Raw genomic sequence first — 26,097 nt, 5'->3', positions numbered from 1 at the left:
CCGTGCGACGGCACACGGACGTTCCCGACGATAGGTGCGAGCCCGGCACCTCGCGACGGGAAGGAAAGCCCGCCCGACGGCGTTGGCACGTGCGTGCGACGACCCACGCGTCTTCCCCCGCGAGCCGTGCCACCCGACTTCACCCGCGAGGGGTCCGGTCGGGGATGAGACACCGTTGCAGCCCGGTGCAGGGGCCGATAGCCTCGGGCCAGGCACCATGACTCCGCAGGGCACCTCGCCGACCACGGCGCGGGCTGCGACTGCGGGCAAGGACGACACAGGACGAGGAGAGCGATCATGACCACGCGTCACGCCGGCTCCTCCCCCGCGGTGAGCACCCCCGCGCGCGCCCTGTCCTGTTGTCCGTGCCCCACCTGTCGCTAGAGCGTCCCCTCCCCCGGGAGACGCTCCACCCGACGACAGGCCCCGTGGCGCGTCCCCTGCCCCGTCGCAGCCCCGTGCCACCCCAGGCAGCTCCCGCTGATCCCCCTCGGTCCCGGCTCTCGCCGCAGGCCACCAACGATGAAGAGGAAGTCATGGCACGCATCTACGACGACGTCACGAAGCTCGTCGGCAACACGCCCCTCGTCCGCCTGAACAAGCTCACCGAGGGCCTCGGCGCCACGGTCGTGGGCAAGCTCGAGTTCTACAACCCCGCGAACTCGGTCAAGGACCGCATCGGCGTCGCGATCATCGACGCGGCCGAGGCCTCGGGCGAGCTCAAGCCGGGCGGCACCGTCGTCGAGGCGACCTCGGGCAACACGGGCATCGCCCTGGCCATGGTCGGCGCGGCACGCGGCTACGACATCGTCCTGACGATGCCCGAGACCATGTCCAAGGAGCGTCGCGCGCTGCTGCGCGCGTTCGGCGCCGAGCTCATCCTGACGCCGGGCTCCGAGGGCATGAAGGGTGCGGTCAACAAGGCCGACGAGATCGTGGCCGAGCGCGAGGGCGCCATCCTGGCCCGCCAGTTCGCCAACGAGGCCAACCCCGCGATCCACCGTGCCACGACGGCCGAGGAGATCTGGGCCGACACGGACGGCGAGGTCGACATCGTGGTCGCCGGCATCGGCACCGGTGGCACCATCACCGGGGTCGGTCAGGTCCTCAAGGAGCGCAAGCCGAGCGTCCAGATCGTCGCGGTCGAGCCCGAGGAGTCCGCGATCCTCAACGGCGGCGCCCCCGGCCCGCACAAGATCCAGGGCATCGGCGCGAACTTCGTGCCCGAGATCCTCGACACGAGCGTCTACGACGAGGTCATCGACATCAACGCCGAGACCGCGGTCGAGTACGCGCGTCGCGCCGCCAAGGAGGAGGGCCTGCTCGTGGGCATCTCGTCCGGCGCCGCGATCGCGGCCGCCCTGCGACTCGCGGAGCGTCCGGAGAACGCCGGCAAGCTCATCGTCGTGATCATCCCGTCGTTCGGCGAGCGCTACCTGACCTCCGTGCTGTACGCCGACCTGCTGGACTGATGAGACCTCCCAGTCCCCTGCGACGCTTCCTGAGAGTCCTCAGGGAGGACCTCGAGGCCGCTCGGCACCGCGATCCCGCGGCGCGGAACGGCTTCGAGGTCGCGCTCATCTACCCGGGCCTGCACGCGGTGTGGGCGTACCGCCTCACGCACCGCATGTGGCGCGAGCCCGCTCTGCGCCTGCCCGCCCGGATCATCGCCCAGGTCGCTCGGGCGGCGACCGGCGTGGAGATCCACCCGGGAGCCAAGATCGGGCGCCGCCTGTTCATCGACCACGGCATGGGCGTGGTCATCGGTGAGACCGCGGTCGTGGGGGACGACGTGCTGCTCTTCCACGGGTCGACCCTCGGCGGGCGCTCGATGAAGCGCGGCAAGCGGCACCCGACCCTGGGCGACCGCGTGGTCGTGGGGGCCGGCGCCAAGATCCTCGGTCCGGTCTGGGTCGGCGACGACGTCCAGGTCGGCGCCAACGCCGTGGTCGTCAAGGACGTGCCCGCGGGGTCGGTGGCCGTGGGGGTCCCGGCCCGCAACCGCGTCCCGGAGCCGGTCGTGCCGCCCGCCGAGCCGGCCGAGGACCCGTCGCTGCTCATCGAGTACGTGATCTGACGACCGACGGCCATCAGGCCGAGCACAGGAGGGGCGGCGCCACGCGCGCCGCCCCTCCTGTGCTGTCCGGGGCGACGGGCCACTCTGCCGCCTCGCCTCCGGGCGCTCCCGGCCGGACCACGACCCTCCGCAGGCCGACCGCCGTGGCGGGTACCCGGCGTCGGGCACGGTAGATTGAGCCGCGGTTCCTAGGACTCCCGGTTCTGGGAACCTCGCTCGACGCACGTCGAGCCCGCGGACCCGTCCGCACCTCAGCGCCGAGGAACACACGAGGAGAACGCCATGCGCATCGGCATCCACACCGGCTACTGGTCCGCCGGACCCCCGCCCGGCATCCAGGAGGCGATCGTCGCCGCGGACCGCCTGGGCGTCGACTCGATCTGGACCGCCGAGGCCTACGGCTCGGACGCCTTCACGCCGCTCGCGTGGTGGGGCTCGCACACCTCGCGCATCCGGCTCGGGACCGCGGTCGCGCAGATGTCCGCCCGCACCCCCACCGCGACCGCGATGGCCGCACTGACGCTCGACCACCTCTCGGGCGGGCGTGCGATCCTCGGGCTCGGCGTCTCGGGCCCGCAGGTCGTCGAGGGCTGGTACGGCCAGCCCTACCCGCGTCCCCTGGCCCGCACGCGCGAGTACGTCGAGATCGTGCGCGACGTGATCTCACGCCAGGGCCCCGTCACCTACGACGGCCAGTTCTACCAGCTGCCCCTGACCGGCGAGGGCACCACGGGGCTCGGCAAGGCGCTGCGCTCGACCGTGCACCCGCTGCGCCCCGAGATCCCCATCCACCTCGCGGCCGAGGGCCCCAAGAACATCTCGCTCGCGGCCGAGATCGCGGACGGCTGGCTGCCCCTGTTCTACAGCCCGCGCATGGACCCCCTGTTCCGCGGCCTGCTCGACGAGGGCTTCGCCCGGCGCTCGGACGAGCGCTCCCCCGCAGCCGGCTTCGAGGTCTCGGCCACCGTCCCGGTCGTGGTGGCCGACGACGTCGAGCAGGCCGCCGACAAGGTGCGCCCCTTCATCGCGCTCTACGTGGGCGGCATGGGCGCCAAGGGCGCGAACTTCCACCGCGACGCGCTCGACCGCCTCGGCTACTCGGACGCGTGCGACGAGATCCAGGCGCACTATCTCGCGGGCCGCAAGGCCGACGCCGTCGCGGCCGTCCCGACCGCCCTGGTCGAGGACATCGCGCTCGTGGGGCCCGAGGCCAAGATCGCCCACGACCTCGAGGCGTGGCGCCGCACCGCGGTCACGACCCTCCTGGTCCAGGGGGACCCGACGGCGGTGCGCACCGTCGCGGGGCTGCTCGCCCGGGCCTAGGTCCCGCCTGAGTCCGGAGCCCCGTGCGCGGTACGCCAGGCGTCGCTCGCACGGGGCTCCGCACTCAGGAAGGCTGCTCGGGAAACCAGACCGCCCTGCGCAGGTCGACGCGCTCGCCGCTCGGCCGCAGGGGACACCCCTCGGCCCGCAGGTTCGCGAGCGCGGTCGTCAGGTGATGGGCCGGTGGGGATCCCGCAGCGTTGACCACGCGCCACCACGGCAGGTCCGTATCGCCGGGGCCGTCGCCGTCGGAGCGCGCGAGCACCTGGCCCACCTGGCGCGGGCCGCCCCGGCCCAGCGACTCCTCGACGATCTCCGCGACGAGGCCGTACGTCATGGCCCGCCCGCTCGGGATCGCCGCGACGAGAGCGAGCACCGCGTCCGCGTACTCCTGGCGGGCGTCGGCAGGGTCGGTCTCGTGGTCCACCGGGCGAGCGTACCCGGCGCTCCCCCCGACAATTCCCCTGGCACGCTCGCCCCGCACGCCCTGATGATGAGGGCATGACCACCCCCTCCCGCCGTCCCCTGCCCGCCGGCTACCGCATCGCGCCGCTCACCGAGGCCGACAAGCGCGCGCTCCTCGACGTGGACACGTGGGCCTTCCCCTCCGAGGTCGACCTCGACGAGCAGGTCGAGCTCCCGCTGCCCCTGACCTGGTCGCGGACGTTCGGCGTGGTGAGCGAGCACCAGGACGCCGACGCCGTCCCGCTCGACGGCGCGGTCCCGACCGTGAGCGAGCTCGCGGCCATGCACTCCTCGTACCCGTTCTCCCAGTTCCCGGTGCCGGGCGGGACGCTGCCGGTGAGCGGCCTGACCTGGGTGGGCGTGCATCCGCAGCACCGTCGCCGGGGCATCCTCAGCGCCATGATCGACGTCCACTTCGAGCAGGCCAGGGCCGCGGGCGAGCCGGTCTCGGCGCTCTTCGCGGCCGAGGCCCCGATCTACGGACGCTTCGGCTACGGGCAGGCCGCGCAGGACCTGCGCCTGACCATCCCCCGGGGTGCAGCCCTGCGCGACGTCGCGGGCGCCGACGAGCACACGGTCCGCATCGAGAAGGCCGACCGCGCGCGGCACGGGGAGCTCGTCGACACCCTGCACCGCGCTGCCGGGGCCGACCCGGGCGGTCACGGCACGGGGATCAACCGGCCCGGCTGGGTCACGCGCGAGACGCCCGAGCTGCAGGAGTCGTGGTGGTCGGACCCGGCCGTGTTCCGCCGGGGCCGCGAGTCCGAGCGCATCGTGGTCGTCGAGCGCGACGGCGAGCCCCGGGGCTACGCGACCTTCCGCCGCAAGGTCGCGTGGGAGACCACGGGCCCGCGCGGCACGGTCAGCACGGGCGAGGTCGTCGCGCTCGACGCCGCTGCCGCCCGGGCCCTGTGGGGCGTGCTGACGGACCTCGACCTCACGACCGAGATCGAGCCGTTCATGATCCCGGTCGACGACGCCATCACCCACCTCCTGGTCAACCCGCGCGCCGCGGCCGGGCGCGTGGCGGACAACCTGTGGGTCCGTGTGCTCGACGTCCCCGTGGCCCTCGCCGGGCGCCGGTACGCCGGCGACGTCGACGTCGTCCTGCACGTGAGCGACGAGCGCGTCCCGGACAACTCGGGCCACTGGCGGCTGCGCGCCACGGCGTTCGGCGAGGCGACGTGCGAGCGCACCGACGACCCGGCCGACCTGTCGCTCGACGTGCGCGAGCTGGGCGCGGTCTTCCTGGGCGGGGTGTCGCTCGCCGCGCTCGCGACGGCCGGGCTCGTCACCGAGCACCGGCCGGGCACGCTGGGAGCCGCCGCCGCGGCGTTCGGGTGGCCCGTGGCGCCCGTGTCGAGCTGGGTGTTCTGACCGACCCCACGTCGAGTGCTTGGTTCGGCTGCGACACGCCGGGCGTGTCGCAGCCGGATCATGCACTCGACGGCCAGGAGAGGACCAGCTCAGCGGTCGGCGAGTCCTCGGGTCACCGCTGGCACGTCGGGCACCAGTAGAGCTTGCGGCCCGCGAGGTCCTTCATGAGCACGGGCGTGCCGCACACCCGGCAGGGCAGCCCGTCGCGGTGGTAGACGTAGAACGCCTGGTCGGCGGGCAGCGCCCCGGCCGATCCGTCGGTGTTCTGCCGCACCTGCTGACGAGGGGCCCCGGGATCATGTGCTGGGCGCGGGTGCGTGGCGCCGTCGGGCAGGCGGTCCTCCGGGCGGGTGGTGACGATCGCGCCCGTCGCGGCCCCCTCACGCATGAGGACGACCAGGTCCTCCCAGATCTCCCGCAGCGTCTCGGCGGGCACGTCGCGGCCCGCGGCGAGCGGGTCGAGACCCGCTCGGAAGAGCGCCTCGGCGCGGTAGATGTTGCCCACCCCCGCGACGACGTCCTGGTTCATGAGGAGCTGCCCCACGCTCGTGCGCGAGCGTCGCACGGCCGCCACGAAACGGTCGGGGCCGCCCGCGGGGGGCGGGTCGTCGCGGATCGGGTCGGGTCCGAGACGCGCCTCGACCGCGCGCACCTCGTCGGCGGACACGACCTCGCACGCCGTGGGACCGGTCAGGTCCGCGACCGCGTGGTCGCCGACCAGCCGCACGCGCACGGCCCCGCGGGGCGGCGGCGGGGTCCACCCGTCCTCGCCCTGGGGGGCGAGCGACGCGAGCGGACCGGCGGGGATCGAGTCGCGCTCACCGATGCGCTTGCGGGGCGCACCGATCGCGTGCACGACGGCGGAGCTCCCGTCTCCCGCGAACGTCCAGGCCCCGTAGAGGCCCAGGTGGACGCGGAGCCAGCGCAGCTCGTCGTCGGGCGGGACGGCGGGCGCACCGCCCCGACCCGGGCGTGCGGACGCGTCGGCGAAGCCCAGGAAGAGCTGCTTGCCCCAGGCGCGCGAGGCGACCAGACGTGATCCGTCGAGCAGCGCCGCGCCCGCCTCGAACCGACCCTGCGGGCTCGAGACCGCCAGGACCTGGCCCGCGAAGAGCTCGCCGAACGTCCGCGCGAGGCGGTGGACGGTGTGGCCCTCAGGCACGGGTCGCGCCGTACAGCCCGCGCACGCGGGAAATCGCCGACAACCCGCGCACGCGGGAAATCGCCGACAACCCGCGCACGCCGGGCACGGAGAAGCCGGACCTCACGCCTGGTGGCGCGAAGCCTCGTAGGCGGCCAGCTGGTCGATGCGACGCTGGTGGCGCGCGTCGCCGCTGAACGGCTCGGCGAGGAACGCGTCGATGAACGACGTGGCCTCCTCGACCGTGTGCTGGCGCCCGCCGACCGAGATGACGTTGGCGTCGTTGTGCTGACGGGCCAGCTTCGCGGTGTCGAGGTTCCAGGCCAGGGCGGCGCGCACGCCGTCGACCTTGTTGGCGGCGATCTGCTCGCCGTTGCCCGAGCCGCCGATCACGACGCCGAGGCTCCCGGGCTCCGCGACGACGGCCTCGCCGGCCGCGATGCAGAACGACGGGTAGTCGTCGAGGGCGTCGTACTCGTGGGCGCCGTGGTCCACGACGTCGTGGCCCGAGCTCTTGAGGTGCGTGACGAGGTGAGCCTTGAGCTCGTACCCCGCGTGGTCCGCTGCAATGTGAACGCGCATGGCCCCCATCATCCCCGATGGACGCCCCGGATGCGTTCGCGCTCGCATAACCTGAGACGCATGACACAGACCACACCACACGTCGCGGGCGGGGACCTGACCGCCGCCGGCACTGCGCGAACGGTGACCTCCGGCATCGACCTGTCCGCGATCGACCCGGCCGTCCGCCCGCAGGACGACCTGTACCGACACGTCAACGGCAGGTGGATCGAGTCCCACGAGATCCCCGCCGACCGCTCGATGGACGGCTCGTTCCGCGCGCTGCACGACCAGGCCGAGGAGCACGTCCGCGAGATCATCAAGGACGCCGCAGCCGCGGTCGAGGCCGGTGACGCCACGGGCGTCCAGGCCCAGATCGGTGCGCTCTTCGCGAGCTTCATGGACACCGGCACGATCGAGGCGCGCGGCGTGACCCCGCTCGCCCCGGACCTCGCGCTGCTCGCGGCCGCGACGACCCAGGCCGAGCTGACGGGCGCGCTCGGCGCGCTCCAGCGCACGGGCGGGGCCGGCGCGTTCGGGTTCTGGGTCGACAACGACGCCAAGGACCCCGAGCAGTACGTCGCGTACCTGTACCAGGGCGGCCTGGGCCTGCCCGACGAGGCGTACTACCGCGAGGAGCAGTACGCCGACGTGCGCGCCAAGTACGTCCCGCACGTCGCGCGCATGCTGACGCTCGCGGGCGTCACCGCGGACACGTGGGGCGCGACGCCCGCGGAGGCCGCCGAGCGCGTGCTCGCGCTCGAGACCCAGCTCGCGGCCCACCACTGGGACGTGGTGCGCGACCGCGACGCCGACCTCACCTACAACCCCATGACGCTGGGCGCGCTCGCCGGGTCCGCGCCGGGCTTCGACTGGCACGCGTGGGTCCTGGCCCTGGGTGCGCCCGAGGGGTCGCTCGACCACCTCGTGGTCCGTGAGCCGGGCTTCGCGACCGGGTTCGCCGAGCTGTGGCAGTCGGTGCCGCTCGAGGACTGGAAGCTGTGGGCCGTCTACCACCTGGTCTCGGCGCGCGCGCCGTACCTCACGGACGAGCTGGTCGAGGCGAACTTCGACTTCTACGGCCGTACGCTCTCCGGGGCGCAGGAGGTCCGCGAGCGCTGGAAGCGCGGTGTCTCGCTCGTCGAGGGCGCGCTGGGCGAGGCCGTGGGTGCGGTGTACGTCGAGCGGCACTTCCCGCCGGCCCACAAGGCCCGCATGGAGGAGCTGGTCGCCTACCTCGTCGCGGCCTACCGCGAGTCGATCCTGGGGCTCGACTGGATGACGGAGGAGACCAAGGTCAAGGCGCTCGCGAAGCTCGAGGCCTTCACGCCGAAGATCGGGTACCCGGTCAAGTGGCGCGACTACTCGGCCCTCGTGGTCGAGGCCGACGACCTGCTGGGCAACGTGCGCCGCTCGAACGCGTTCGACCAGGACCGCGAGCTCGGCAAGATCGGCAAGCCGCTCGACCGCGACGAGTGGTTCATGACCCCGCAGACGGTCAACGCGTACTACAACCCGGGCATGAACGAGATCGTCTTCCCGGCCGCGATCCTCCAGCCTCCGTTCTTCGACCCCGAGGCCGAGGACGCGGTCAACTACGGCGGGATCGGGGCCGTGATCGGCCACGAGATCGGCCACGGTTTCGACGACCAGGGCTCCAAGTACGACGGCGACGGCCGCCTCGAGGACTGGTGGACGCCCGAGGACCGGGCCGAGTTCGAGATCCGCACCAAGGCGCTCATCGCGCAGTACGACGCGTTCCGCCCGGTCCAGCTGCCCGCGGACGGCCCGCACGTCAACGGCGCACTGACGATCGGCGAGAACATCGGCGACCTGGGCGGGCTGTCGATCGCGCTCAAGGCGTACCGCATCGCGCTGGGCCGGCCGTTGTCGGAGGCGCCCGTGATCGACGGCCTCACGGGCATCGAGCGCGTGTTCCTCGGCTGGGCCCAGGTGTGGCAGTCGAAGGGTCGTGACGAGGAAGTCGTGCGTCGTCTCGCGACGGACCCGCACTCCCCCAACGAGTTCCGCTGCAACGGCGTGGTGCGCAACCTGGACGAGTTCTACGAGGCGTACGGCGTGACGGAGTCCGACGCGCTGTACCTCGCCCCGGAGGAGCGCGTCCGCATCTGGTGACCTCCCCTGACGGGCGCTGCCCCGGTCCCCGTCGGGGGACCGGGGCAGCGTGCGTCGCGGTGCCGGGGCGTGCGCCGCGGCTGGTCCGGCCCGACGGCGCCGCTCGCCCGGGTGCGTCACACACCCGGGCGGTGCGACGTCAGAAGGACGAGAGCCCGGCCTTGGCCACGTTGAACCCCTTGCCGGTCTCGCTGTCCGTGCAGCGCATCCCGGTCTTGGAGCTAGTGCACGTGTAGGTCCCGACCGTCTTGGTCTGGTCGTACTCGAGCACGGCCACGTCGCCGCCTGCCTTCTGCGGCTGGTCCGCGGCCGGGACGCACGGGATGTCGACACCGTCCGCGGTGAGGGTCACGAGGTAGCCCGTGGTGCCCTTGCACCCCTCGACGGGTGCGGGCTGCGAGGCGAGCTCCGCGATCCCGCACGAGATGCCCAGGTCGCCGATCGTGCACGTGATGTTCTTGCTGGGCGTCGTGACGGTCTCGCCCGCGATCGCGACCGGGGCGTCCTCCGCCTCGGCGGGTGCCTCGGGAGTCGCCGCCGGGGCCTCCGCGACCGTGCCCTGACCGTCGGGCGACTCCGCGTCCGTGCCGCCGCCCGCGAGGCTGATCGCGAAGGCGATGACGATCGCGACGAGGATGACGTCGACGACGATGAACGCGATCCAGCCCGGGCTGAGCCGGCGGCCACCGCCGGACCCGCTGCCCTTCGCCGGGCCGCTCGGCCGCACCGGGGGCTGCGCGCCCCCACCCGTCTGCGCCTGCTCGGCGTACGCGGGCTGGTAGGGCTGCGCGGCCGGCTGTGGTGCGTAGACCGGCTGCTGGGGAGCGGCCTGCGGCGGATAGGTAGCCTGGCCCTGGTAGACGGGCTGCTGGGCAGCCGCCTGCTGGGCGGCCTGGCCCGAGCCCGGCGCGAACGCGGGCGGGGGCGGCTGGTACGCGGGCTGCTGCTCGTAGACCGGCTGGGCCGCGGGGGCGACGGGCTGCGCGGGCTGGTACGCCGTCGCCTGCAGGTCCTGGCCGTAGCTCGGCTGGGCCGGCGGCTGCTGGTAGGCCGGCGGCTGTGCCGCGGACACGGGCGCCTGGTAGGCCGTCGCCTGGCCGTCGCCGTACGACGGCTGCGCGGGCTGGTACGCCGTCGCCTGCTGGTCCTGACCGTAGCCCGGCTGGGCCGGCGGCTGCTGGTAGGCCGGCGGCTGCGCAGCGGGCACGGGCGCCTGGTAGGCCGTCGCCTGACCGTCGCCGTACGACGGCTGCGCGGGCTGGTACGCCGTCGCCTGCTGGTCGGGCGACGGAGGGTTCGGGTACGTCACGGGCTGCTGCGCCGCTGGCTGGAAGGCCGGCGGGCGCTGAGCAGGCTCGGAGTGCGGGGGCGGCGGAGGCACGGGGGCGTTGCCGGACATCACAGCTCCTCAGGGGACTGGACCCCGCAGTTTCGGGGCAGAAGTACGCAGCATGGCACGACGATCCTGCGTCGGTCGAACCGCGCCCCTGTCCGATGAGTCCCCTATGCACCCCATGCGAGGTCGGCGTTCCGGCCGCCTGCCCCCTGCTCGGGGCGGGTCAGCGCACCTGCTCGTGAACGTGAACCCCGGTCCCGGGGCGCCAGGTCTCGGTCCGGACGCTCTCGCCATCGACAGTCGTCAGCGCGACGCGTGCGAGGTCGATCCAGAACAGCCGGAAGGACTCGCCTGGGCCCTCCGCCCCGGCCGCCCCGATGCGGAGCGCGTCGTCGGCCGAGGAACCGCGGGCGGTGCCGTCGATCTTCACGTCCCCGCTGGTCATCGACCCGTCGCCCGGGTTGGAGTGCAGCACGAACCGCGGGTCGAGCCGCAGGTCCATCGACTTGCCCGAGCGCGACGCCGAGCCGATCCACGCCTCGTCCCCGGCGAAACCGACCTCGGTGCCGCTGACCCGGGGCGAGCCGGTGAGCGTCCGCGTCGCGAGGACGTGCTGCGAGGTCGCCTCGAAGCGGGCGCGCACCCGCGCGGCGAGATCGGGGGCGTCATCGACGAACTGCTTCCAGGAGGCCATGCCGCGATCCTTCCACGTCGGCCGAGGCGCCCGACCCGGAGGGACGACGACGGCGCGCCTCCGGCCCGGGCCGGGGACGCGCCGTCGGGCGGGCGGGTCCGTCAGTCGAAGACCGGGCCCTGTGTGCGCGTGCGCTTGAGCTCGAAGAAGCCGGGCGTCGAGGCGACCAGGACGACCCCGTCCCACAGCCGTCCAGCGTCCTCGCCCTTGGGCGCGGGCGTCACGACCGGACCGAAGAACGCGACGTCGCCGAACGCGACGACGGGCGTCCCCACGTCCTCGCCCACGCGCGAGATGCCCTCGGCGTGCGAGGCGCGCAGCTCGGCGTCGTAGCGGTCGCTCGTCGCGTGCTCGGCGAGCGACGCGGGCAGGCCGACCTCGGCGAGCGCCTCGGCGATCACGGCGTCGAAGTCGCTGCGCCCACCGGGGTGCAGGCGCGTGCCGATCGCGTCGTAGAGCGGCTTGACGACCTCGTCGCCGTGCTCCTGCTGCGCCGCGATCACGACACGGACCGGACCCCAGCCACTCTCCATGAGGTCCCGGTACTTCTCGGGCAGCTCGCGGCCCTCGTTGAGGACCGACAGGCTCATGACGTGCCAGCGCACGTTCACGTCGCGGACCGTGGAGACCTCGTCCATCCACCGGCTCGTCATCCACGCCCAGGGACACAGGGGGTCGAACCAGAAGTCGGCGGTACGCACGGGGGCGTCGGTCTCGCGCAGGTCGTCAGCGATGTCCGACGTCGTCACAGCAGTCACGTGGTCAGGTCTCCTCGGTGGGTCGAAGGTCTCGCGAGGGCAGGACGGACCTGCTCCCCGAGCACTCAACGTCGCCCGTGCCCCGGTCATTCCTGCAGGCCAGGCATGCTGCGCAAAGTCCGCGACCGGCCGGTCGCCGCGTGGGAGAATCGTCGTGGCCTACCGGCCAGCCCGATCCGTACTGAGGAGATGTTGTGCCCGGAGAGAACCTCACCCGCGCCGAAGCCGCCGAGCGCGCTGGTGTCGTCACCGTCCGTTCCTACGAGGTCGCGCTCGACCTCACGACCGGACCCACGACGTTCGGCTCGACCACGGTGGTGCGGTTCGCCGCGACCCCCGGGGCGAGCACCTTCATCGACCTGATCGCACCGACGGTCCACGAGATCACCCTCAACGGTGAGGCTCTCGACGTCGCGCAGGTCTTCGCGGACTCCCGCATCCAGCTGTCGGGCCTTGCCGCCCAGAACGAGCTCCGCGTCGTCGCGGACGCCGCGTACACCAACTCGGGCGAGGGCCTGCACCGCTTCGTCGACCCGGTCGACGGCGAGGTCTACCTGTACAGCCAGTTCGAGGTCCCCGACTCGCGCCGCGTGTTCGCCGCGTTCGAGCAGCCCGACCTCAAGGCCACGTTCCAGTTCACGGTCACCGCGCCGTCCGCCTGGCAGGTCGTGTCGAACTCCCCCACGCCGGCGCCCGTCCCCGCGACCGACCCCACGGTCGAGGCCTCGACCTGGGCGTTCGAGCCCACGCAGGTCATCTCGACCTACATCACCGCGATCGTGGCGGGCCCCTACGTGGTCGAGCGTTCCGAGCTCACGTCGTCGGACGGACGCGTGATCCCGCTCGGCGTGTTCGCACGCAAGTCCCTCGCGCCGCACCTGGACGCCGACTACATCTTCGAGAAGACCCGCCAGGGCTTCGCGTTCTTCGAGGAGAAGTTCGACTACCCGTACCCGTTCGCCAAGTACGACCAGCTCTTCGTGCCCGAGTTCAACGCCGGGGCCATGGAGAACGCGGGCGCCGTGACGTTCACCGAGACGTACGTCTTCCGCTCCAAGGTGACCGACGCGATCAAGGAACGCCGCGTCGTGACGATCCTGCACGAGCTCGCGCACATGTGGTTCGGCGACCTGGTCACCATGAAGTGGTGGAACGACCTGTGGCTCAACGAGTCCTTCGCCGAGTGGGCCTCGACGCTCGCGACCGCCGAGGCCACCGAGTGGCACGAGGCCTGGACGACGTTCGCGGCCATGGAGAAGTCCTGGGCGTACCGCCAGGACCAGCTGCCCTCGACGCACCCGATCGTCGCGACGATCAACGACCTCGAGGACGTGCAGGTCAACTTCGACGGCATCACCTACGCCAAGGGCGGCTCGGTCCTCAAGCAGCTCGTCGCCTGGGTCGGCATCGACGCGTTCATGGCCGGCGTGGCCCAGTACTTCAAGAAGCACGAGTACAAGAACACCGAGCTGAGCGACCTGCTCACCGAGCTCGAGGCCACGAGCGGGCGCGAGCTCGGCTCGTGGTCGCGGCTGTGGCTCGAGACCGCGGGTGTCAACACCCTGCGCCCTGAGATCGAGCTCGACGCGCACCACCGCATCGTGTCGTTCTCGGTGCTCCAGGAGGCCCCGGCCGACTACCCGACGATCCGCCCGCACCGCCTCGCGATCGGCTTCTACAACGTGGTCGGCGGCAACCTGGTGCGCGAGCACCGCGTCGAGATCGACGTCGACGGCGTCCGCACCGAGGTCCCCGAGCTCGCAGGGCTCGACCGTCCGCAGCTCGTGCTGCTCAACGACGACGACCTGGCGTACGCCAAGATCCGTCTCGACGAGTCCTCGCTCGAGGTCGCGATCGAGCACCTCGCGGACATCACGGACCCGCTCGCCCGCTCGCTCGTGTGGGGCTCGGTCTGGGACGCGACGCGCGACGGCGAGACCCCGGCAGGCGAGTACGTGCGCCTGGTCCTCGGCAACATCGCCCGCGAGACCGAGTCCACGACGATCCGCACCACGCTCAACCAGCTCGCGCTCGCGGCGAAGTCCTACGTGACGCCGGGCAAGCAGGCCGCGACGCTCGCGGTCGTCGGCGACGAGCTGTGGCGCCTGGCCCAGTCGGCCCAGGCCGGCACCGACGCGCAGTTCCAGTTCGTGAAGTTCTTCGCGCACCTGGCCTCGACGCCGGCCCACGCCGACGCGCTGCGCGGGCTGCTCGACGGGGCCGTGACGCTCGAGGGCCTCGAGATCGACACCGACCTGCGCTGGGAGATCCTCGAGGGCCTCGTCCTCCTGGGCCGTGCGGACCAGGCCGAGGTCGACGCCGCGCTCGCCCAGGACCACACGGCCACGGGCCAGCAGTCGGCAGCACGTGCGACCGCGACGGCCCCGACGACCGACGCCAAGCTCGCCGCGTTCGCGTCGCTCGTGGACTCGGACGAGGCGCCCAACGCGATCGTGCGCGCCACGACGCAGGGGTTCCAGCACGTCAACGACCCGGCCGTGCTGGCCCCGCTCGTCGAGAAGTACTTCGCCTCGCTCACCACGCTGTGGGCCGAGCGGAGCTACCACATCGCCGAGACGCTCGTCGTGGGGCTCTACCCCGCGCCGCTCGCGAACGCCGAGCTGCGCGACGCGACCCAGGCCTGGCTCGACTCCCACACCGACGCGGCCCCAGCGCTGCGCCGCCTCGTCGTCGAGAACCTCGCAGGCGTCGAGCGGGCGCTCGCAGCGCAGGCTGCGGACGTCTGAGGCTGACGCACCGCTGACGACAGGACGCCGGGGTGGAGGGGAAGGTCCCTCCACCCCGGCGTCCGTCGTTCCCGGCGCCTGCGCGAGGTAGCGGGATCACGTCGACGTAGAGGGCCGGAACCCTCTGTCTCGACGGCAGGCCTCTACCCCGGCGACAGGATCAGGACAGCGCCTCGCGCATGACCTTCGCGAGCGAGAGCAGCCGGGCGTTGTCGAACAGGTCCTCGAGCAGCACCACGTTGCCGGACGGATCGCCCAGCGGCACCTTCCAGTTGGGGTACTCCTGGTCCGTGCCGGGCTGGTTCTGCGTGCGTCGCTCCCCCACGGCGTCCGCGAGCGAGACCCCGAGGAGTACCGCGGGCGACTGGGTGACCAGCACGTGCAGGGCCTCGACGAGCTCCCGCTCCGACGGGTCCTCGCCCACGAGCCCGCGCTCGACGAGCAGGCCGACCATCGTGTCGCGCTCCTCGCGCGCCTCACGGCGGACCACGTACGCGGGCTCGGTCAGCAGGCCGAGCCGTTCGCGCAGGTCCACGTGCTCGCCCGCGAGGTATCCGGCGGTCGGCGGCAGGTCGTGGGTCGTGATCGTGGCGAGCGCGAGCCGACGGTACGCCTCGGGAGGCAGCGGGCGCCCGCCCTCCCCCTTCTCGAACCACAGCACCGAGGTGCCGAGGATGCCGCGCTCGGTCAGGTAGTCACGGACCCAGGGCTCGAACACCCCGAGGTCCTCGCCGATCACGACCGCCCCGGCGCGCTGCGCCTCGAGGCACAGGATCCCGATCAGCGCCTCGTGGTCGTAGCGGACGTAGGCTCCCGCGTCGGCGCGCGCCGCTCCCGGGATCCACCAGAGCCGGAACAGCCCGATGATGTGGTCGACCCGGATCGCGCCCGCGTGCCGCAGCACGGTGCGCAGCAGGTCGCGGTACGGCGCGTAGCCGGCCTTGGCGAGCGCCTGCGGGTGCCACGGCGGCTGCGACCAGTTCTGGCCCTGCTGGTTGTACATGTCGGGCGGCGCGCCGACCGTCACGCCCCCGGCGAGCACGCCGCGGTGCGCCCACGCGTCCGCGCCGTGCGGGTGCACGCCCACCGCGAGGTCGTGCATGACGCCGATCGACATGCCTGCCTCGCGGGCCGTGCGCTGCGCGACCTCGAGCTGCTCGTCCGCGACCCACTGGAGCCAGCAGTAGAAGTCGACCTGGTCGTCGAGCTGCTCGCGCAGCGCCGCCACCCCGGGAGAGGACGGGTCGAGCGCGTACGGCGGCCAGTCCTGGTCACCGAAGTGGTCGGCGAGCGCGCACCACGTCGCGAAGTCCTCGAGCCCCTTGCCCTGCTCGGTGCGGAACGCGTCGAGCGCCGCCTGCCGGGCCGTCGAGCGCGGCGCGGCGAACACGACCTCGAGCGCAGCCTTCTTGGCCTCCCACGCGGCGTCGCGGTCGATCGGCCCGGGGTCGGAGCTGAGGTCGCGGACGGGGTCGAAGGCCCACTCGACGAGCGACCTGTCGGCCGCCGTGAGGTAGCCCGTCTCGCGCACGTCCTCGACACGGATGTACAGCGGGTTGACGAAGCGCCTGCTCGTCGGCAGGTAGGGCGAGGGCGTCATGGGGGTTCGTGGCTCGGCCGCGGCCAGGGGGTTCACGAGCACGAAGTCCGCACCGGCCCGGTGCGCGCCGAGCCATGCGAGGTCGGCGAGGTCCGCCAGGTCCCCGACCCCCCACGAGGCGCGTGAGCGCACCGAGTAGAGCTGCGTCATGAGGCCCCAGGCGCGGCCTCCCGAGCGCAGGGGATCAGGGAGCTCCAGGCGCTGCGGCGTCACGACGAGCGTCGCGCGGGACTGCGTGCCGTCGCTCGTCGCGTGGATCTCGTGCCACCCCAGGGGCAGGTCCTCGGGGACGGCGAAGGTCGCTCGGCCCACGGCGCGCCCGTCGACCGTGCGGGGCTCGACGTAGTCGTCGACCTGCGGCAGGTCGCGCCGTTCGCGCACCGCGGGGGCCGTCGACCGGTAGCCCGGCGCCTCGGGAGGCTCGAGCTCGACCCACACCTCGACCTGCGCGCCGTCCGTGACGTGCACGGGAAAGCGCGCGCCGACGCCCTGCCGGACGACGACCGTGGGCGGCAGCATCTGGCGCCACGTGTCGTCCTCGGAGTGCTCGAGGCTCACGGCGACCTTCTCGGGGGACGAGGCGGGCACCCCGAGCGCCTCGAGCACCGCGACGAGCGTCTGTGCGCTCACGGGGCGACGTTCCCCGTCGAACCCCCAGAAGTCGGGCGCCACTCCGTGGACCGCGGCCAGCTGGACCAGCGGTTCGGGCACGTCGGCCGTGACATGTTGGAGAGCGCTCACGAGGCGATCCTGCCAGAGCACGACCCGCTCGGCAGACCTTCGGCCCGGCGCGGCGCCGCGCCGGCCGCCGGGCCACGCCCCCACCCGCACTCGTGGCGTCCCGTCGCAGGTCCCTCACGGCGTCTGCGCAGACCCCGCCCATGCTCTCCTGGTGAGGCTCGTCACGCGGGGTGCGCGACGCCGTCGGGCGCCCTGCCAGGACCGGTAGCCTGCCGGGATGGCATCACCGACCCCGACCCCCCTCGACGACGTCACTGACAAGTTCCAAGAGCAGGCCAACGTCTGGCTCGAGTGGTTCCTCGGTGCTCCCCTCCGGATCATCCTCATCATCGCGATCGGCTCGATCGCGCTCGCCGTGGTCCGGCGCATCATCGGCAACGTCACCGAGCACATCGCGGACGGCACCCCGATCACCGAGCGGCGCGGCATGAAGGGCCTCAAGGGCCTCTCCGAGTCGCCCATGGGCACCATCCTGGTGCGCGCCAACCCGCTCGCGAGCGCCCGCCGCGCTCAGCGGGCCCGGACGATCGGGTCGGTCCTGCGCTCGACCGCCAACATCCTGGTCGGGACGACCATCGTGCTCATGGTCCTCACCGAGCTCGGCATGAACATCGCGCCGTTCCTCGCCTCGGCGGGGATCGTGGGCGTCGCGCTCGGGTTCGGCGCCCAGAGCCTCGTCAAGGACTTCCTGTCCGGCACGTTCATGCTGCTCGAGGACCAGTACGGCGTGGGCGACTCGGTCGACTTCGGGGTCGTGTCCGGGACGGTCGAGGAGGTCGCGCTGCGCGTGACCAAGGTCCGTGACGGCGACGGCACCCTCTGGTACATCCGCAACGGCGAGATCCTGCGCACGGGCAACAAGTCGCAGGAGTGGGGCCGGGCCTCTGCCGAGGTGCACGTCGCGTACTTCGCGGACCTCGACGAGGTCCAGCGGTGCCTGCGCGAGGCGGGCGCGGAGGTCGCCGCCGACCCCGTCCTGGGGACCTATCTCCTGGAGCAGCCGACCGTGTCCGGCATCGAGTCCATGAGCCCCGAGGAGCTCGTGCTCAAGGTCAGCGTCAAGACGCAGGCCTCGATGCAGGGCGAGATCTCCCGGGCGCTGCGCAAGGCGGTCCGCGAGCGCCTCGCCGCGGCGCACGTCCCGATGGCCGGCGCCGAGGACCCCTCGACGACCGAGGCGGCCCCCGCGGACCAGCAGATCGTCCCTGTCCACGGGACGCCGCCCGCCCAGGTGTCGGCTCCCGCGGCCACGCCCCACGATGCGGCGCGTGCGGACGCCCCGCGCGAGGCGCCCCAGGACTCGCCGATGGCCGAGCGGTAGCCGGAAGCCGGTCCTCGGGCTGCGAGCCTCAGGACCAGGTCAGGACGGGTTCGCCCGCCGCGACCTGCGTCCCGGGCGCGACGAGCAGCGTGAGCAGCCCGGGATCCCCCTGGAGCGCGACCACCGGGCACACCGTGGACAGCCCGAGCGAGGCCACCCGCCCGGGCTCCCAGGTGATGAGCGTCGCGCCCGCGACGACCCGGTCGCCCGCCTCGACGTGGAGCCGGAAGCCCTCGCCGCCGAGCCGGACGGTGTCGATGCCGAGGTGCACGAGGACCGTGCGGCCCTCACCGGTCTCGAGCGCGAACGCGTGCGGGAACAGGGACCCGACGACCCCCGCGGCCGGGGCCACGACCGTCGAGACCCCGGTCTCGTCCGCGCGGGGTTCGATCGCCAGCCCGGGGCCCACGAACTCCTGGGAGAAGACCGGGTCAGGGACGTCCGCCAGCGCGACGACCCTCCCGGACAGCGGCGCGGCGACCACGAGGCCCGGCCCGTCGTCCGGCGAGCCGGGCCCCGTGGGCCGTGCGTCCTGTCCGCTGCGGGGCATCTGCTCGCGTCAGCGCAGGGTGTCGAGCTCGGCGGCGAGGTTGTCGGCCTCCGGGCCGACGATCACCTGGATGATCCGCCCCGACCGCACCACACCGAACGCCCCGGTGGCCTTGAGCCGCGCCTCGTCCACGAGCGTCGGGTTGGTCACCTCGACACGCAGCCGGGTGATGCAGGGTTCGAGGTCGACGACGTTCTGCTGTCCGCCGAGCGCCTCGAGGATCTGCTGTGCCTTGCTCATGTACGAACTCCTGACTCCTGTGCTGCGGGCGCCGTTGCCTGTGCGAAGGACTGCGAACAGGCCTCTTTCCTCCACCCTAGTCTCAGTCCGTGCCCGGGGGGCGTGAGGCGTGCGGGCGATTTCTCGGCGTCCTCGCACGCCCGACGGCGCCGCTCGCCTCGTGCGCGGCGGTCACCGCCCGCTTGGCGGTCCGTGTGCGGCTGGGGAACACTGCGGGAGAGGACACCGGCCGACCGCCGGACCCGACCAAGACCCTGGAGGACGACGTGGCCAGCGAGGTACAGCGGACCATCACCGGTATCGGGGTGTGCCCCGGCAAGGTCGTGGGACCGGTCGTCTTCCTGCCCGAACCGCTCGCGGAGCCCTCGCCCGGGCTCCGGTTGCGCCCCACCGCGGACCTGCAGGCCGAGGCCGACCGCATCCCGGTGGCCGCCGCTCAGGTCCAGGCGGACCTCGAGCGGGCCGCGGCGAGCGCGACGGGCGACACGCGCGACGTCCTCGAGGCCACGGCTGCCATGGCGGCCGACCCGACGCTCGCGGCCGACGCCGCGCGCCGCGTCATCGACGAGCACCTGATCGCCGAACGAGCCGTCTGGGAGGCCGCCGAGTCCGTCGCCCAGCAGTTCGAGGCCCTGGGCGGATACTTCGCCGAGCGCGCGCGCGACATCGCCGACGTCCGCGACCGGATCGTCGCGGCGCTCTCGGGCAGGCCTGCCCCCGGCGTACCCGACCACCCCGAGCCGTTCGTGCTGGTCGCGCTCGACCTGGCCCCCTCGGTGACCGCGAGCCTCGACCCCGCCCGGGTCCTCGCGATCGTGACCGACGGCGCCGGACCGACCTCGCACACCGCGATCGTCGCGAACGCCATGGGTATCCCCGCGGTCGTCGCCGCGACGGGCGCGAGCGAGGCGCTCGCCGCCGGCGACACGGTCCTCGTGGACGGGTCCGCGGGCACGGTGCTCGTGCACCCCACCGACCAGCAGGTCGCCACGGCCCGGGCTCTGGCGGCGACCGTCCGCACGTTCTCGGGCGAGGGGCGCACGGCCGACGGCCACCGCGTCCAGCTCCTGGCCAACATCGGCGACCCTGCGGGAGCCGAGCCCGCCGCGGCGGCCGGAGCCGAGGGAGTGGGACTGTTCCGCTCCGAGTTCTGCTTCCTCGACCGCGAGCAGCCGCCCACGACCGAGGAGCAGGTCTCGGCGTACCGCACGGTCTTCCACGCGTTCGCCGGGCGCAAGGTCGTGATCCGCACGCTCGACTCGGGGGCCGACAAGCCGTTGCACTTCCTGTCGGTCGACGACGAGGAGAACCCCGCGCTCGGTGTGCGCGGCCTGCGCACGGCCGAGAAGTGGCCCGAGCTCCTCGAGCAGCAGCTCGAGGCCATCGCGATCGCCGCCGCGGCCGAGGAGGCCGAGGTCTGGGTCATGGCCCCCATGGTCTCGACCGTCGCCGAGACCGAGTGGTTCGTCGCGCGCTGCGCGGCGCACGGCCTCGAGACCGCGGGCGTCATGATCGAGGTCCCGAGCGCGGCCCTGCTGGCCGGCCCCATCCTCGCGCGAGCGCACTTCGCATCGATCGGCACCAACGACCTGACGCAGTACACCATGGCGGCCGACCGTCTCCTGGGGTCGCTCGCCGAGCTCTCCGACCCGTGGCAGCCCGCGGTGCTCCAGCTCGTCGCCGCCACCTGTCGCGGTGGGGACCTGCAGGGACGGCCCGTCGGCGTGTGCGGCGAGGCGGCCTCGAACCCCGTGCTCGCGGCCGTGCTCGTCGGGCTCGGGGTGTCCTCGTTGTCCATGACCGCGCGGGCGATCCCGGACGTCGCCGCGCTGCTCGGCGCGGTCACGATCGGCCGGTGCCGTGAGGTCGCCCAGCTCGCGCTCGCCGCCGAGAGCGCGGCCGAGGCGCGCGCCGTCGTGCGGGCTGCCCTGCCCCAGCTCGACGAGCTGGGGCTGTGAGGTGCACGGGAGCGGCGAGCGTCACGTCGTGACGGCACCCCCGGGCGTGACGCCGGGTGGGATGATGGCGGCGTGACCAGCGATCCTGTTCCCCACCCCGGCGCCTCGCCCGCGCCGCTCCCCGTGAGCGCCGCCGCCCCGCGGCTGCGCGAGTCGCTCGCCTCGACCGGCTCGTTCTACGACGAGATCGGCGGGCACGAGACCTTCGTGCAGCTCGTCGACGTCTTCTACGCGGGCGTCGCGGCGGACCCGGTGCTCAAGCCCATGTACCCCGAGGAGGACCTCGGCCCGGCCAAGGTCCGGCTGACGACGTTCCTCGAGCAGTACTGGGGCGGGCCCACCACGTACTCCGAGCAGCGCGGGCACCCGCGCCTGCGCATGCGCCACGCGCCGTACAAGGTGAACCCCGACGCGAGGGACCGCTGGCTCGCCCACATGCGCGCCGGCGTCGACTCCCTGGACCTCGCGCCGCTGCACGAGGCCACGCTCTGGGACTACCTGGAGCGTGCCGCCCACTCGCTGATCAACACCTTCGAGGAGTGACGTGACCGACGTGACGACCCCCCGCGCCGACCAGTCCGAGCAACGCGACCAGACCCAGCCCCTGCGTACCAAGGTCACGGCCGACGAGCTCGCCCGTGACCCGCTGGGCAACCTGCTGCGCGCTCTCCAGCTCGAGGAGAAGCCGGCCGACGACTCGCGCTCGGACGGCGCCGACGTGCGCTTCGGCGGGCTGAGCGTCGACCAGCCCAACGCCCGGATCTACGGCGGCCAGGTGCTCGCCCAGGCGCTCATGGCCGCAGGCCTGACCGTCGAGGGCGACCGCCGTCCCCACTCGATGCACGGCTACTTCCTGCGCGCGGGCGACCTCGACGCCCCCATCGAGTTCGCGGTCGAGAAGCTGCGCGACGGCCGCTCGTTCAGCGCGCGCCGCACCCACGCGGTGCAGCACGGCAAGCCGATCCTGTCGATGATCGCCTCGTTCCAGGAGGAGCAGGACGGCGTCGAGCACACCTCGCCCATGCCTGAGGCCCCGGACCCCGAGACGCTCCCGTCGGCGTTCGACGAGCTCGGCAAGATCCCGCACCCCGCGGCACGTTCGCGCTCGCACGAGGCCGCGTTCGACCTGCGGCACGTGGGCGGCTCGCTCTACCTGGGGCCCGGCGCCGAGCGCACCGACCAGCAGATGGTGTGGATGAAGGCGCGCGGCCCCGTCGAGGGCGACCAGCTCCTGCACCGCGCCCTCATGGCGTACGCGTGCGACCAGATCATGCTCGAGCCCGTGCTGCGCAAGACGGGGTCGAGCTGGGTCACGCCCGGGGCGTCGATCGCGAGCCTCGACCATGCGATGTGGTGGCACCGTGACGCACGCGTCGACGAGTGGCTGCTCTACGTCCAGTCCTCGCCCAGCGCGCAGGGCGGGCGCGGCCTCGGCGCCGCCCGGGTCTTCACGCGCGACGGGACGCTCGTGGCGAGCATCGCGCAGGAGGGCATGCTGCGGCTGCCGGTCTGACGGGCGAGCCGCCGGGACGCGGTGCAGGATGACCGGATGGTCCGCCTGCGCCGTGTCTCGGTCTCCTCGCCCGGGTACGGCCGACGCCGCCACGGGAAGGGCTTCTCGTACCTCGACGTCGACGGCTCCCGGCTGACCGACCGGGACGAGGTCGCGCGCTGCACGCGCCTGGTCGTCCCGCCCGCGTGGACCGACGTCTGGATCTGCCGCTACGCGAACGGGCACGTCCAGGCGTTCGGGTACGACGACGCGGGGCGTGGCCAGTACCTGTACCACGACCAGTGGCGCGAGCGCAGGGCCCGCCGCAAGTTCGACCACGTCCTCGCGGTCGGTGCCCGGCTTCCCGCCGCACGCCGGCGGGTCGCCAAGGACCTCGCGCTCGACGGGATACCGCGGGACAAGGTCCTCGCGCTCGCGTTCCGGCTCCTGGACCTCGCGTACTTCCGGGCCGGCAGCGAGGCGTACGCGAAGCAGAACGGCAGCTACGGGCTCGCGACGCTGCTCGCCGAGCACGTGCGCGTGCGGCGCGACGGCTCGGTCCACTTCCACTACCCCGCGAAGTCGGGCCAGGTGCGCGACGTCGTCGTCGAGGACGAGCGCGTCCGCGAGGTCGTCACGACGCTCGTGCGGCGCCGCGGGGCCGACGAGCTGCTCGCCTGGCGCGAGGAGTCGCCCGACGGCGTGGTCTGGCACGACGTCACGAGCACCGACGTGACCGGGTACCTCAAGGACCGCCTGGGCGAGGACGCGACCGCGAAGGACTTCCGGACCTGGCACGCGAGCGTCCTCGCGGCCCGCGCACTGGCAGAGGCAGGCGACCCACCCCGCTCGGCCCGCGCTCGACGGGCCGTGGTCGCGAGCGTGGTCCGGGACGTCGCCGACGAGCTCGGCAACACCCCGGCCGTCGCACGGTCGTCGTACGTCGACCCGCGCCTGATCGACCTCTGGGAGGCCGGGCGGACCATCGCGCCGCTCCTGGGCAAGCACCGGAGCCAGGCCGCGGTGGAGCGTGCGGTGCTGGACCTGCTGGGCTGACCCGCGGGTCGCGAGCGGCCGCGCCCCGGGTCACCATGGGGAGCATCATGACTCCAGCCGACGACGCCGCTCCCCCGCCGACCGCGACCGCCCCTGCCGGCCTGCCGACCGAGGGCTCCGCTCCGGCCCCCCTGACCGTCGCCGTCACGGGCGTCACGGGGTACGTCGGTGGCCGCCTGGTCCCCGAGCTCCTGGATGCCGGGCATCACGTCCGGGCGCTCGCCCGGCGGCCCGAGCGGCTGTCCGGACGCGACTGGGCGCAGCACGTCGACCTCGTGCAGGCCGACGCGTCGGACCTCGACCAGATCCGCGACGCGCTCCGAGGGGCCGACGTCGCGTACTACCTCATCCACTCCCTCGGCACGGGCAGCTCGTTCGCGGCCCGCGACCGGCGCACCGCGCTGACCTTCGCGCAGGCCGCCCGTGAGGCGGGCGTGGGCCGGATCGTCTACCTGGGCGGCCTGTTCCCCGACGTCGACGACGCCGAGCTGTCCCCGCACCTGGCCTCGCGCAAGGAGGTCGGGGAGATCCTCCTCGCCTCCGGGGTCCCGACGACGGTGCTCCAGGCCGCGGTGATCCTCGGCTCGGGCTCGGCCTCGTTCGAGATGATGCGCTACCTGACCGAACGGCTGCCCGCGATGACGACGCCGCGCTGGGTCGACAACCGCATCCAGCCGATCGCGATCCGTGACGTGCTGCGCTACCTGGTCGGCAGCGCCACGATGCCCGCGGCCGTCTCGCGTGCGTTCGACATCGGCGGTCCGGACGTCCTGACCTACCGGCAGATGATGCAGGGCTACGCCCAGGTCGCCGGGCTCCCCCGTCGGCTGATCGTGAGCGTCCCGGTCCTGACCCCGCGGCTGTCGAGCCACTGGGTGGGCCTCGTGACCCCCGTCCCCGCGAGCATCGCACGACCGCTCGTCGAGTCGCTCGTCCACGAGGTCGTGTGCGACGAGCACGACATCGCGCGGTACGTCCCGGACCCTCCCGGCGGGCTGATCGGCTTCCGGCGCGCGGTCGAGCTCGCGCTCGAGCGCATCCACGACGGCGAGGTGACCACGCGCTGGTCGTCGGCCGCGGTCGAGGGCGCGCCGAGCGACCCGCTGCCCTCGGACCCCGACTGGGCGGGCGGCTCGCTCTACGTCGACGAGCGGCGCCGCGTGGTCGACGCCCCGCCCGACGTCCTCTGGAAGGTCGTCGAGTCGATCGGGGGGCAGGGCGGCTGGTACTCGTGGTCGCTCGCGTGGCGGGTCCGCGGGCTCATGGACCGGTTGTCCGGAGGGCCGGGCCTGCGCCGAGGGCGCCGGGACGAGAACACGCTCGTGGTCGACGACGTCCTGGACTTCTGGCGCGTCGAGGCGATCGAGCCGGGGCGCCGTCTGCTGCTGCGCGCCGAGATGCGGCTCCCCGGCCTGGCATGGCTCGAGCTGCGCGTGGACGAGGCGGCCGAGGAGGTCACGGGGCCCGACGACGTCGGCCCCGCCCCCGAGGACGCGTCCGGCCCGGGCCGGACGTACTTCGCGCAGCGCGCGCTCTTCCACCCGCACGGGCTCGCGGGCCAGGCCTACTGGTGGTCCGTCAAGCCGTTCCACGGCGTGGTGTTCGGAGGCATGCAGAAGAACATCGCCGAAGCCGCCGAACGGGCAGCCGCCGCGACGCGCACGGCCGACCGGGTCGTCACTCCTCCGCGGTGAGCATCCGGTCCACGAGCGCGAACGCGGTCTCGCTCACGACCATGCCCGCGAGGGTCACGTCCGTGAGGTCCGCATAGTCCTCGATGAGCTCGCGGATGTCCTCGTCGAGCACGCCGGGCCGGTGGACCGCTCCGCGCGCCGGGACGGCCCCCGAGACGAGGTCGAACGCGAGCGAGGCGATCGCCGCGAGCAGGGGGTCGTCCGAGGCGATGAGCCGGGCGATCGCGGCCCGTCCGGCGAACGAGGTCGCCTCGCCCGTGACGGCCTGGACCGCGAGCAGCGCGACCTGCAGCGTGCGCGGCCCACCGAGGAACGCGGCGTCCAAGCCGGGCAGCAGCTCCTGCGCGGCGAGCAGGACCTCGAGCTGGAGGTCGACCTGCTCGGCGGGCTCGCCGGGCAGGTGCGCGGCCCCCATGGTCAGCAGCAGGAGCGCGACGCCGCTGCGGACCTCCTCGGCCAGCCCCTCGTCGCGCACGACCGCGGCGAGAACACGCAGCGCGGGCAGCGACGCCTCGTAGAGGGCACCGTCGTGGTTGACGACCTGCCACAGCAGGTCGAGCGCCTCGTCGCGCTCGGGTCCCTCGGGCCCGACGACGGCGCGCACCAGGGCAGGGAACGCGTCGGCCGGGCCGAACGCCCCCTGGAGCCCCTGCCAGTCCACGGCGTCGAGCTCCGCCTCGACCTCGGAGACGGGAGGGATCACCCGCTGGTCGGCAGGCACTGCGGGCGCGGCGATCTCGGGTTCGACGGTCTCGCGTTCGGCGGTGACGGCCTCGGCCTCGCCGACGACCTCTACGGTGTCCACGCGCGCATCATGACATCTACCGGGG

The 26,097-nt window shown here is 73.3% G+C and carries 22 protein-coding genes; 12 read left to right on the top strand and 10 right to left on the bottom strand.

Going from position 1 to position 26,097, the window contains the following annotated elements:
* The first annotated feature begins 536 nt into the window (after nt 1-536).
* The 3 genes from cysK (at nt 537) to ACIPWA_RS03620 (ending at nt 3,400) form a co-directional block, all read left to right on the top strand.
* Nucleotides 537-1,472, top strand: a complete 936-nt coding sequence (gene cysK, locus ACIPWA_RS03630; RefSeq protein WP_056648589.1) for a cysteine synthase A — start codon at nt 537-539, stop codon at nt 1,470-1,472.
* Nucleotides 1,472-2,077 (top strand): serine O-acetyltransferase EpsC, encoded by a 606-nt coding sequence (gene epsC, locus ACIPWA_RS03625; RefSeq protein WP_068625755.1) that lies wholly within the window; start codon nt 1,472-1,474, stop codon nt 2,075-2,077. Before cysK ends, epsC begins: the two co-directional genes overlap by 1 nt.
* Nucleotides 2,078-2,359: 282 nt before the next feature.
* Nucleotides 2,360-3,400, top strand: coding sequence for an LLM class F420-dependent oxidoreductase (locus ACIPWA_RS03620; RefSeq protein ID WP_400288172.1), 1,041 nt, complete (start codon nt 2,360-2,362; stop codon nt 3,398-3,400).
* A gap of 64 nt (nt 3,401-3,464) precedes the next feature.
* On the opposite strand, the gene ACIPWA_RS03615 is transcribed toward ACIPWA_RS03620, so the two are convergent.
* Nucleotides 3,465-3,827, bottom strand: a complete 363-nt coding sequence (locus ACIPWA_RS03615) for an MGMT family protein (protein ID WP_400288170.1) — start codon at nt 3,825-3,827, stop codon at nt 3,465-3,467.
* Nucleotides 3,828-3,901: 74 nt separating this feature from the next.
* Here ACIPWA_RS03615 and ACIPWA_RS03610 point away from each other — a divergent pair, with 74 nt between their 5' ends.
* The gene (locus ACIPWA_RS03610) at nt 3,902-5,242 is read left to right on the top strand and encodes a GNAT family N-acetyltransferase (protein ID WP_400288168.1); all 1,341 of its coding nucleotides are present in this window, start codon (nt 3,902-3,904) and stop codon (nt 5,240-5,242) included.
* Nucleotides 5,243-5,354: 112 nt separating this feature from the next.
* Here the strand turns inward: ACIPWA_RS03610 and ACIPWA_RS03605 are convergent, their stop codons facing one another.
* Complete coding sequence (locus ACIPWA_RS03605; protein WP_400288166.1) at nt 5,355-6,404, bottom strand: Fpg/Nei family DNA glycosylase; 1,050 nt, start codon at nt 6,402-6,404, stop codon at nt 5,355-5,357.
* Between the two features lie 102 nt (nt 6,405-6,506).
* Nucleotides 6,507-6,965 (bottom strand): ribose-5-phosphate isomerase, encoded by a 459-nt coding sequence (locus ACIPWA_RS03600; protein WP_056648578.1) that lies wholly within the window; start codon nt 6,963-6,965, stop codon nt 6,507-6,509.
* Nucleotides 6,966-7,025: 60 nt separating this feature from the next.
* Between ACIPWA_RS03600 and ACIPWA_RS03595 the strand changes: the two genes are divergently transcribed.
* Entirely contained in the window at nt 7,026-9,080 is a 2,055-nt protein-coding gene (locus tag ACIPWA_RS03595) for a M13 family metallopeptidase (RefSeq protein ID WP_400288164.1), read from the top strand.
* A 139-nt stretch (nt 9,081-9,219) separates the two neighbouring features.
* Here the strand turns inward: ACIPWA_RS03595 and ACIPWA_RS03590 are convergent, their stop codons facing one another.
* The 3 genes from ACIPWA_RS03590 to ACIPWA_RS03580 all read right to left on the bottom strand — a co-directional run bounded on the left by ACIPWA_RS03590 (nt 9,220) and on the right by ACIPWA_RS03580 (nt 11,868).
* Entirely contained in the window at nt 9,220-10,479 is a 1,260-nt protein-coding gene (locus ACIPWA_RS03590) for a hypothetical protein (RefSeq protein ID WP_400288162.1), read from the bottom strand.
* Between the two features lie 160 nt (nt 10,480-10,639).
* A complete protein-coding gene (locus tag ACIPWA_RS03585) occupies nt 10,640-11,110 on the bottom strand; it encodes a pyridoxamine 5'-phosphate oxidase family protein (protein ID WP_056648571.1) in 471 nt (156 codons plus the stop codon).
* 101 nt (nt 11,111-11,211) lie between these two features.
* The gene (locus tag ACIPWA_RS03580) at nt 11,212-11,868 is read right to left on the bottom strand and encodes a mycothiol-dependent nitroreductase Rv2466c family protein (protein WP_400288161.1); all 657 of its coding nucleotides are present in this window, start codon (nt 11,866-11,868) and stop codon (nt 11,212-11,214) included.
* A 194-nt stretch (nt 11,869-12,062) separates the two neighbouring features.
* On the opposite strand from ACIPWA_RS03580, the gene pepN reads away from it, so the two are divergent.
* A complete protein-coding gene (pepN, locus tag ACIPWA_RS03575; protein WP_400288159.1) occupies nt 12,063-14,615 on the top strand; it encodes an aminopeptidase N in 2,553 nt (850 codons plus the stop codon).
* 160 nt (nt 14,616-14,775) lie between these two features.
* Here pepN and malQ read toward each other — a convergent pair whose 3' ends face one another.
* Nucleotides 14,776-16,956 (bottom strand): 4-alpha-glucanotransferase, encoded by a 2,181-nt coding sequence (malQ, locus tag ACIPWA_RS03570; RefSeq protein WP_056762652.1) that lies wholly within the window; start codon nt 16,954-16,956, stop codon nt 14,776-14,778.
* A 217-nt stretch (nt 16,957-17,173) separates the two neighbouring features.
* Between malQ and ACIPWA_RS03565 the strand changes: the two genes are divergently transcribed.
* On the top strand, nt 17,174-18,277 hold the full coding sequence (locus ACIPWA_RS03565) for a mechanosensitive ion channel family protein (RefSeq protein ID WP_400288156.1): 1,104 nt from the start codon (nt 17,174-17,176) through the stop codon (nt 18,275-18,277).
* A 28-nt stretch (nt 18,278-18,305) separates the two neighbouring features.
* Here ACIPWA_RS03565 and ACIPWA_RS03560 read toward each other — a convergent pair whose 3' ends face one another.
* Both ACIPWA_RS03560 and ACIPWA_RS03555 read right to left on the bottom strand, forming a co-directional pair.
* Nucleotides 18,306-18,827 (bottom strand): PTS sugar transporter subunit IIA, encoded by a 522-nt coding sequence (locus tag ACIPWA_RS03560; protein WP_400288154.1) that lies wholly within the window; start codon nt 18,825-18,827, stop codon nt 18,306-18,308.
* A 9-nt stretch (nt 18,828-18,836) separates the two neighbouring features.
* Nucleotides 18,837-19,067, bottom strand: coding sequence for a PTS sugar transporter subunit IIB (locus tag ACIPWA_RS03555; protein ID WP_056648565.1), 231 nt, complete (start codon nt 19,065-19,067; stop codon nt 18,837-18,839).
* Nucleotides 19,068-19,333: 266 nt separating this feature from the next.
* On the opposite strand from ACIPWA_RS03555, the gene ptsP reads away from it, so the two are divergent.
* The 5 genes from ptsP to ACIPWA_RS03530 all read left to right on the top strand — a co-directional run bounded on the left by ptsP (nt 19,334) and on the right by ACIPWA_RS03530 (nt 25,267).
* Nucleotides 19,334-21,025, top strand: coding sequence for a phosphoenolpyruvate--protein phosphotransferase (gene ptsP / locus ACIPWA_RS03550; RefSeq protein WP_068625776.1), 1,692 nt, complete (start codon nt 19,334-19,336; stop codon nt 21,023-21,025).
* A 123-nt stretch (nt 21,026-21,148) separates the two neighbouring features.
* A complete protein-coding gene (locus ACIPWA_RS03545) occupies nt 21,149-21,568 on the top strand; it encodes a globin (RefSeq protein ID WP_400288474.1) in 420 nt (139 codons plus the stop codon).
* A 61-nt stretch (nt 21,569-21,629) separates the two neighbouring features.
* Nucleotides 21,630-22,538, top strand: coding sequence for an acyl-CoA thioesterase (locus tag ACIPWA_RS03540; RefSeq protein ID WP_056648976.1), 909 nt, complete (start codon nt 21,630-21,632; stop codon nt 22,536-22,538).
* Between the two features lie 36 nt (nt 22,539-22,574).
* Entirely contained in the window at nt 22,575-23,573 is a 999-nt protein-coding gene (locus tag ACIPWA_RS03535) for a DNA topoisomerase IB (RefSeq protein WP_400288151.1), read from the top strand.
* Nucleotides 23,574-23,620: 47 nt separating this feature from the next.
* The gene (locus ACIPWA_RS03530) at nt 23,621-25,267 is read left to right on the top strand and encodes an SDR family oxidoreductase (protein ID WP_400288148.1); all 1,647 of its coding nucleotides are present in this window, start codon (nt 23,621-23,623) and stop codon (nt 25,265-25,267) included.
* Here ACIPWA_RS03530 and ACIPWA_RS03525 read toward each other — a convergent pair.
* Nucleotides 25,251-26,072, bottom strand: a complete 822-nt coding sequence (locus ACIPWA_RS03525; protein ID WP_400288146.1) for a hypothetical protein — start codon at nt 26,070-26,072, stop codon at nt 25,251-25,253. The genes ACIPWA_RS03530 and ACIPWA_RS03525 overlap by 17 nt on opposite strands.
* Between the last annotated feature and the right edge of the window lie 25 nt (nt 26,073-26,097).

This window comes from Oerskovia enterophila (assembly GCF_044748475.1).
Taxonomy (GTDB): Bacteria; Actinomycetota; Actinomycetes; order Actinomycetales; family Cellulomonadaceae; genus Oerskovia; species Oerskovia enterophila.
The sequence above is the reverse complement of the archived record's forward strand: the minus strand, read 5'-3'. Positions and strand labels throughout refer to the sequence as shown.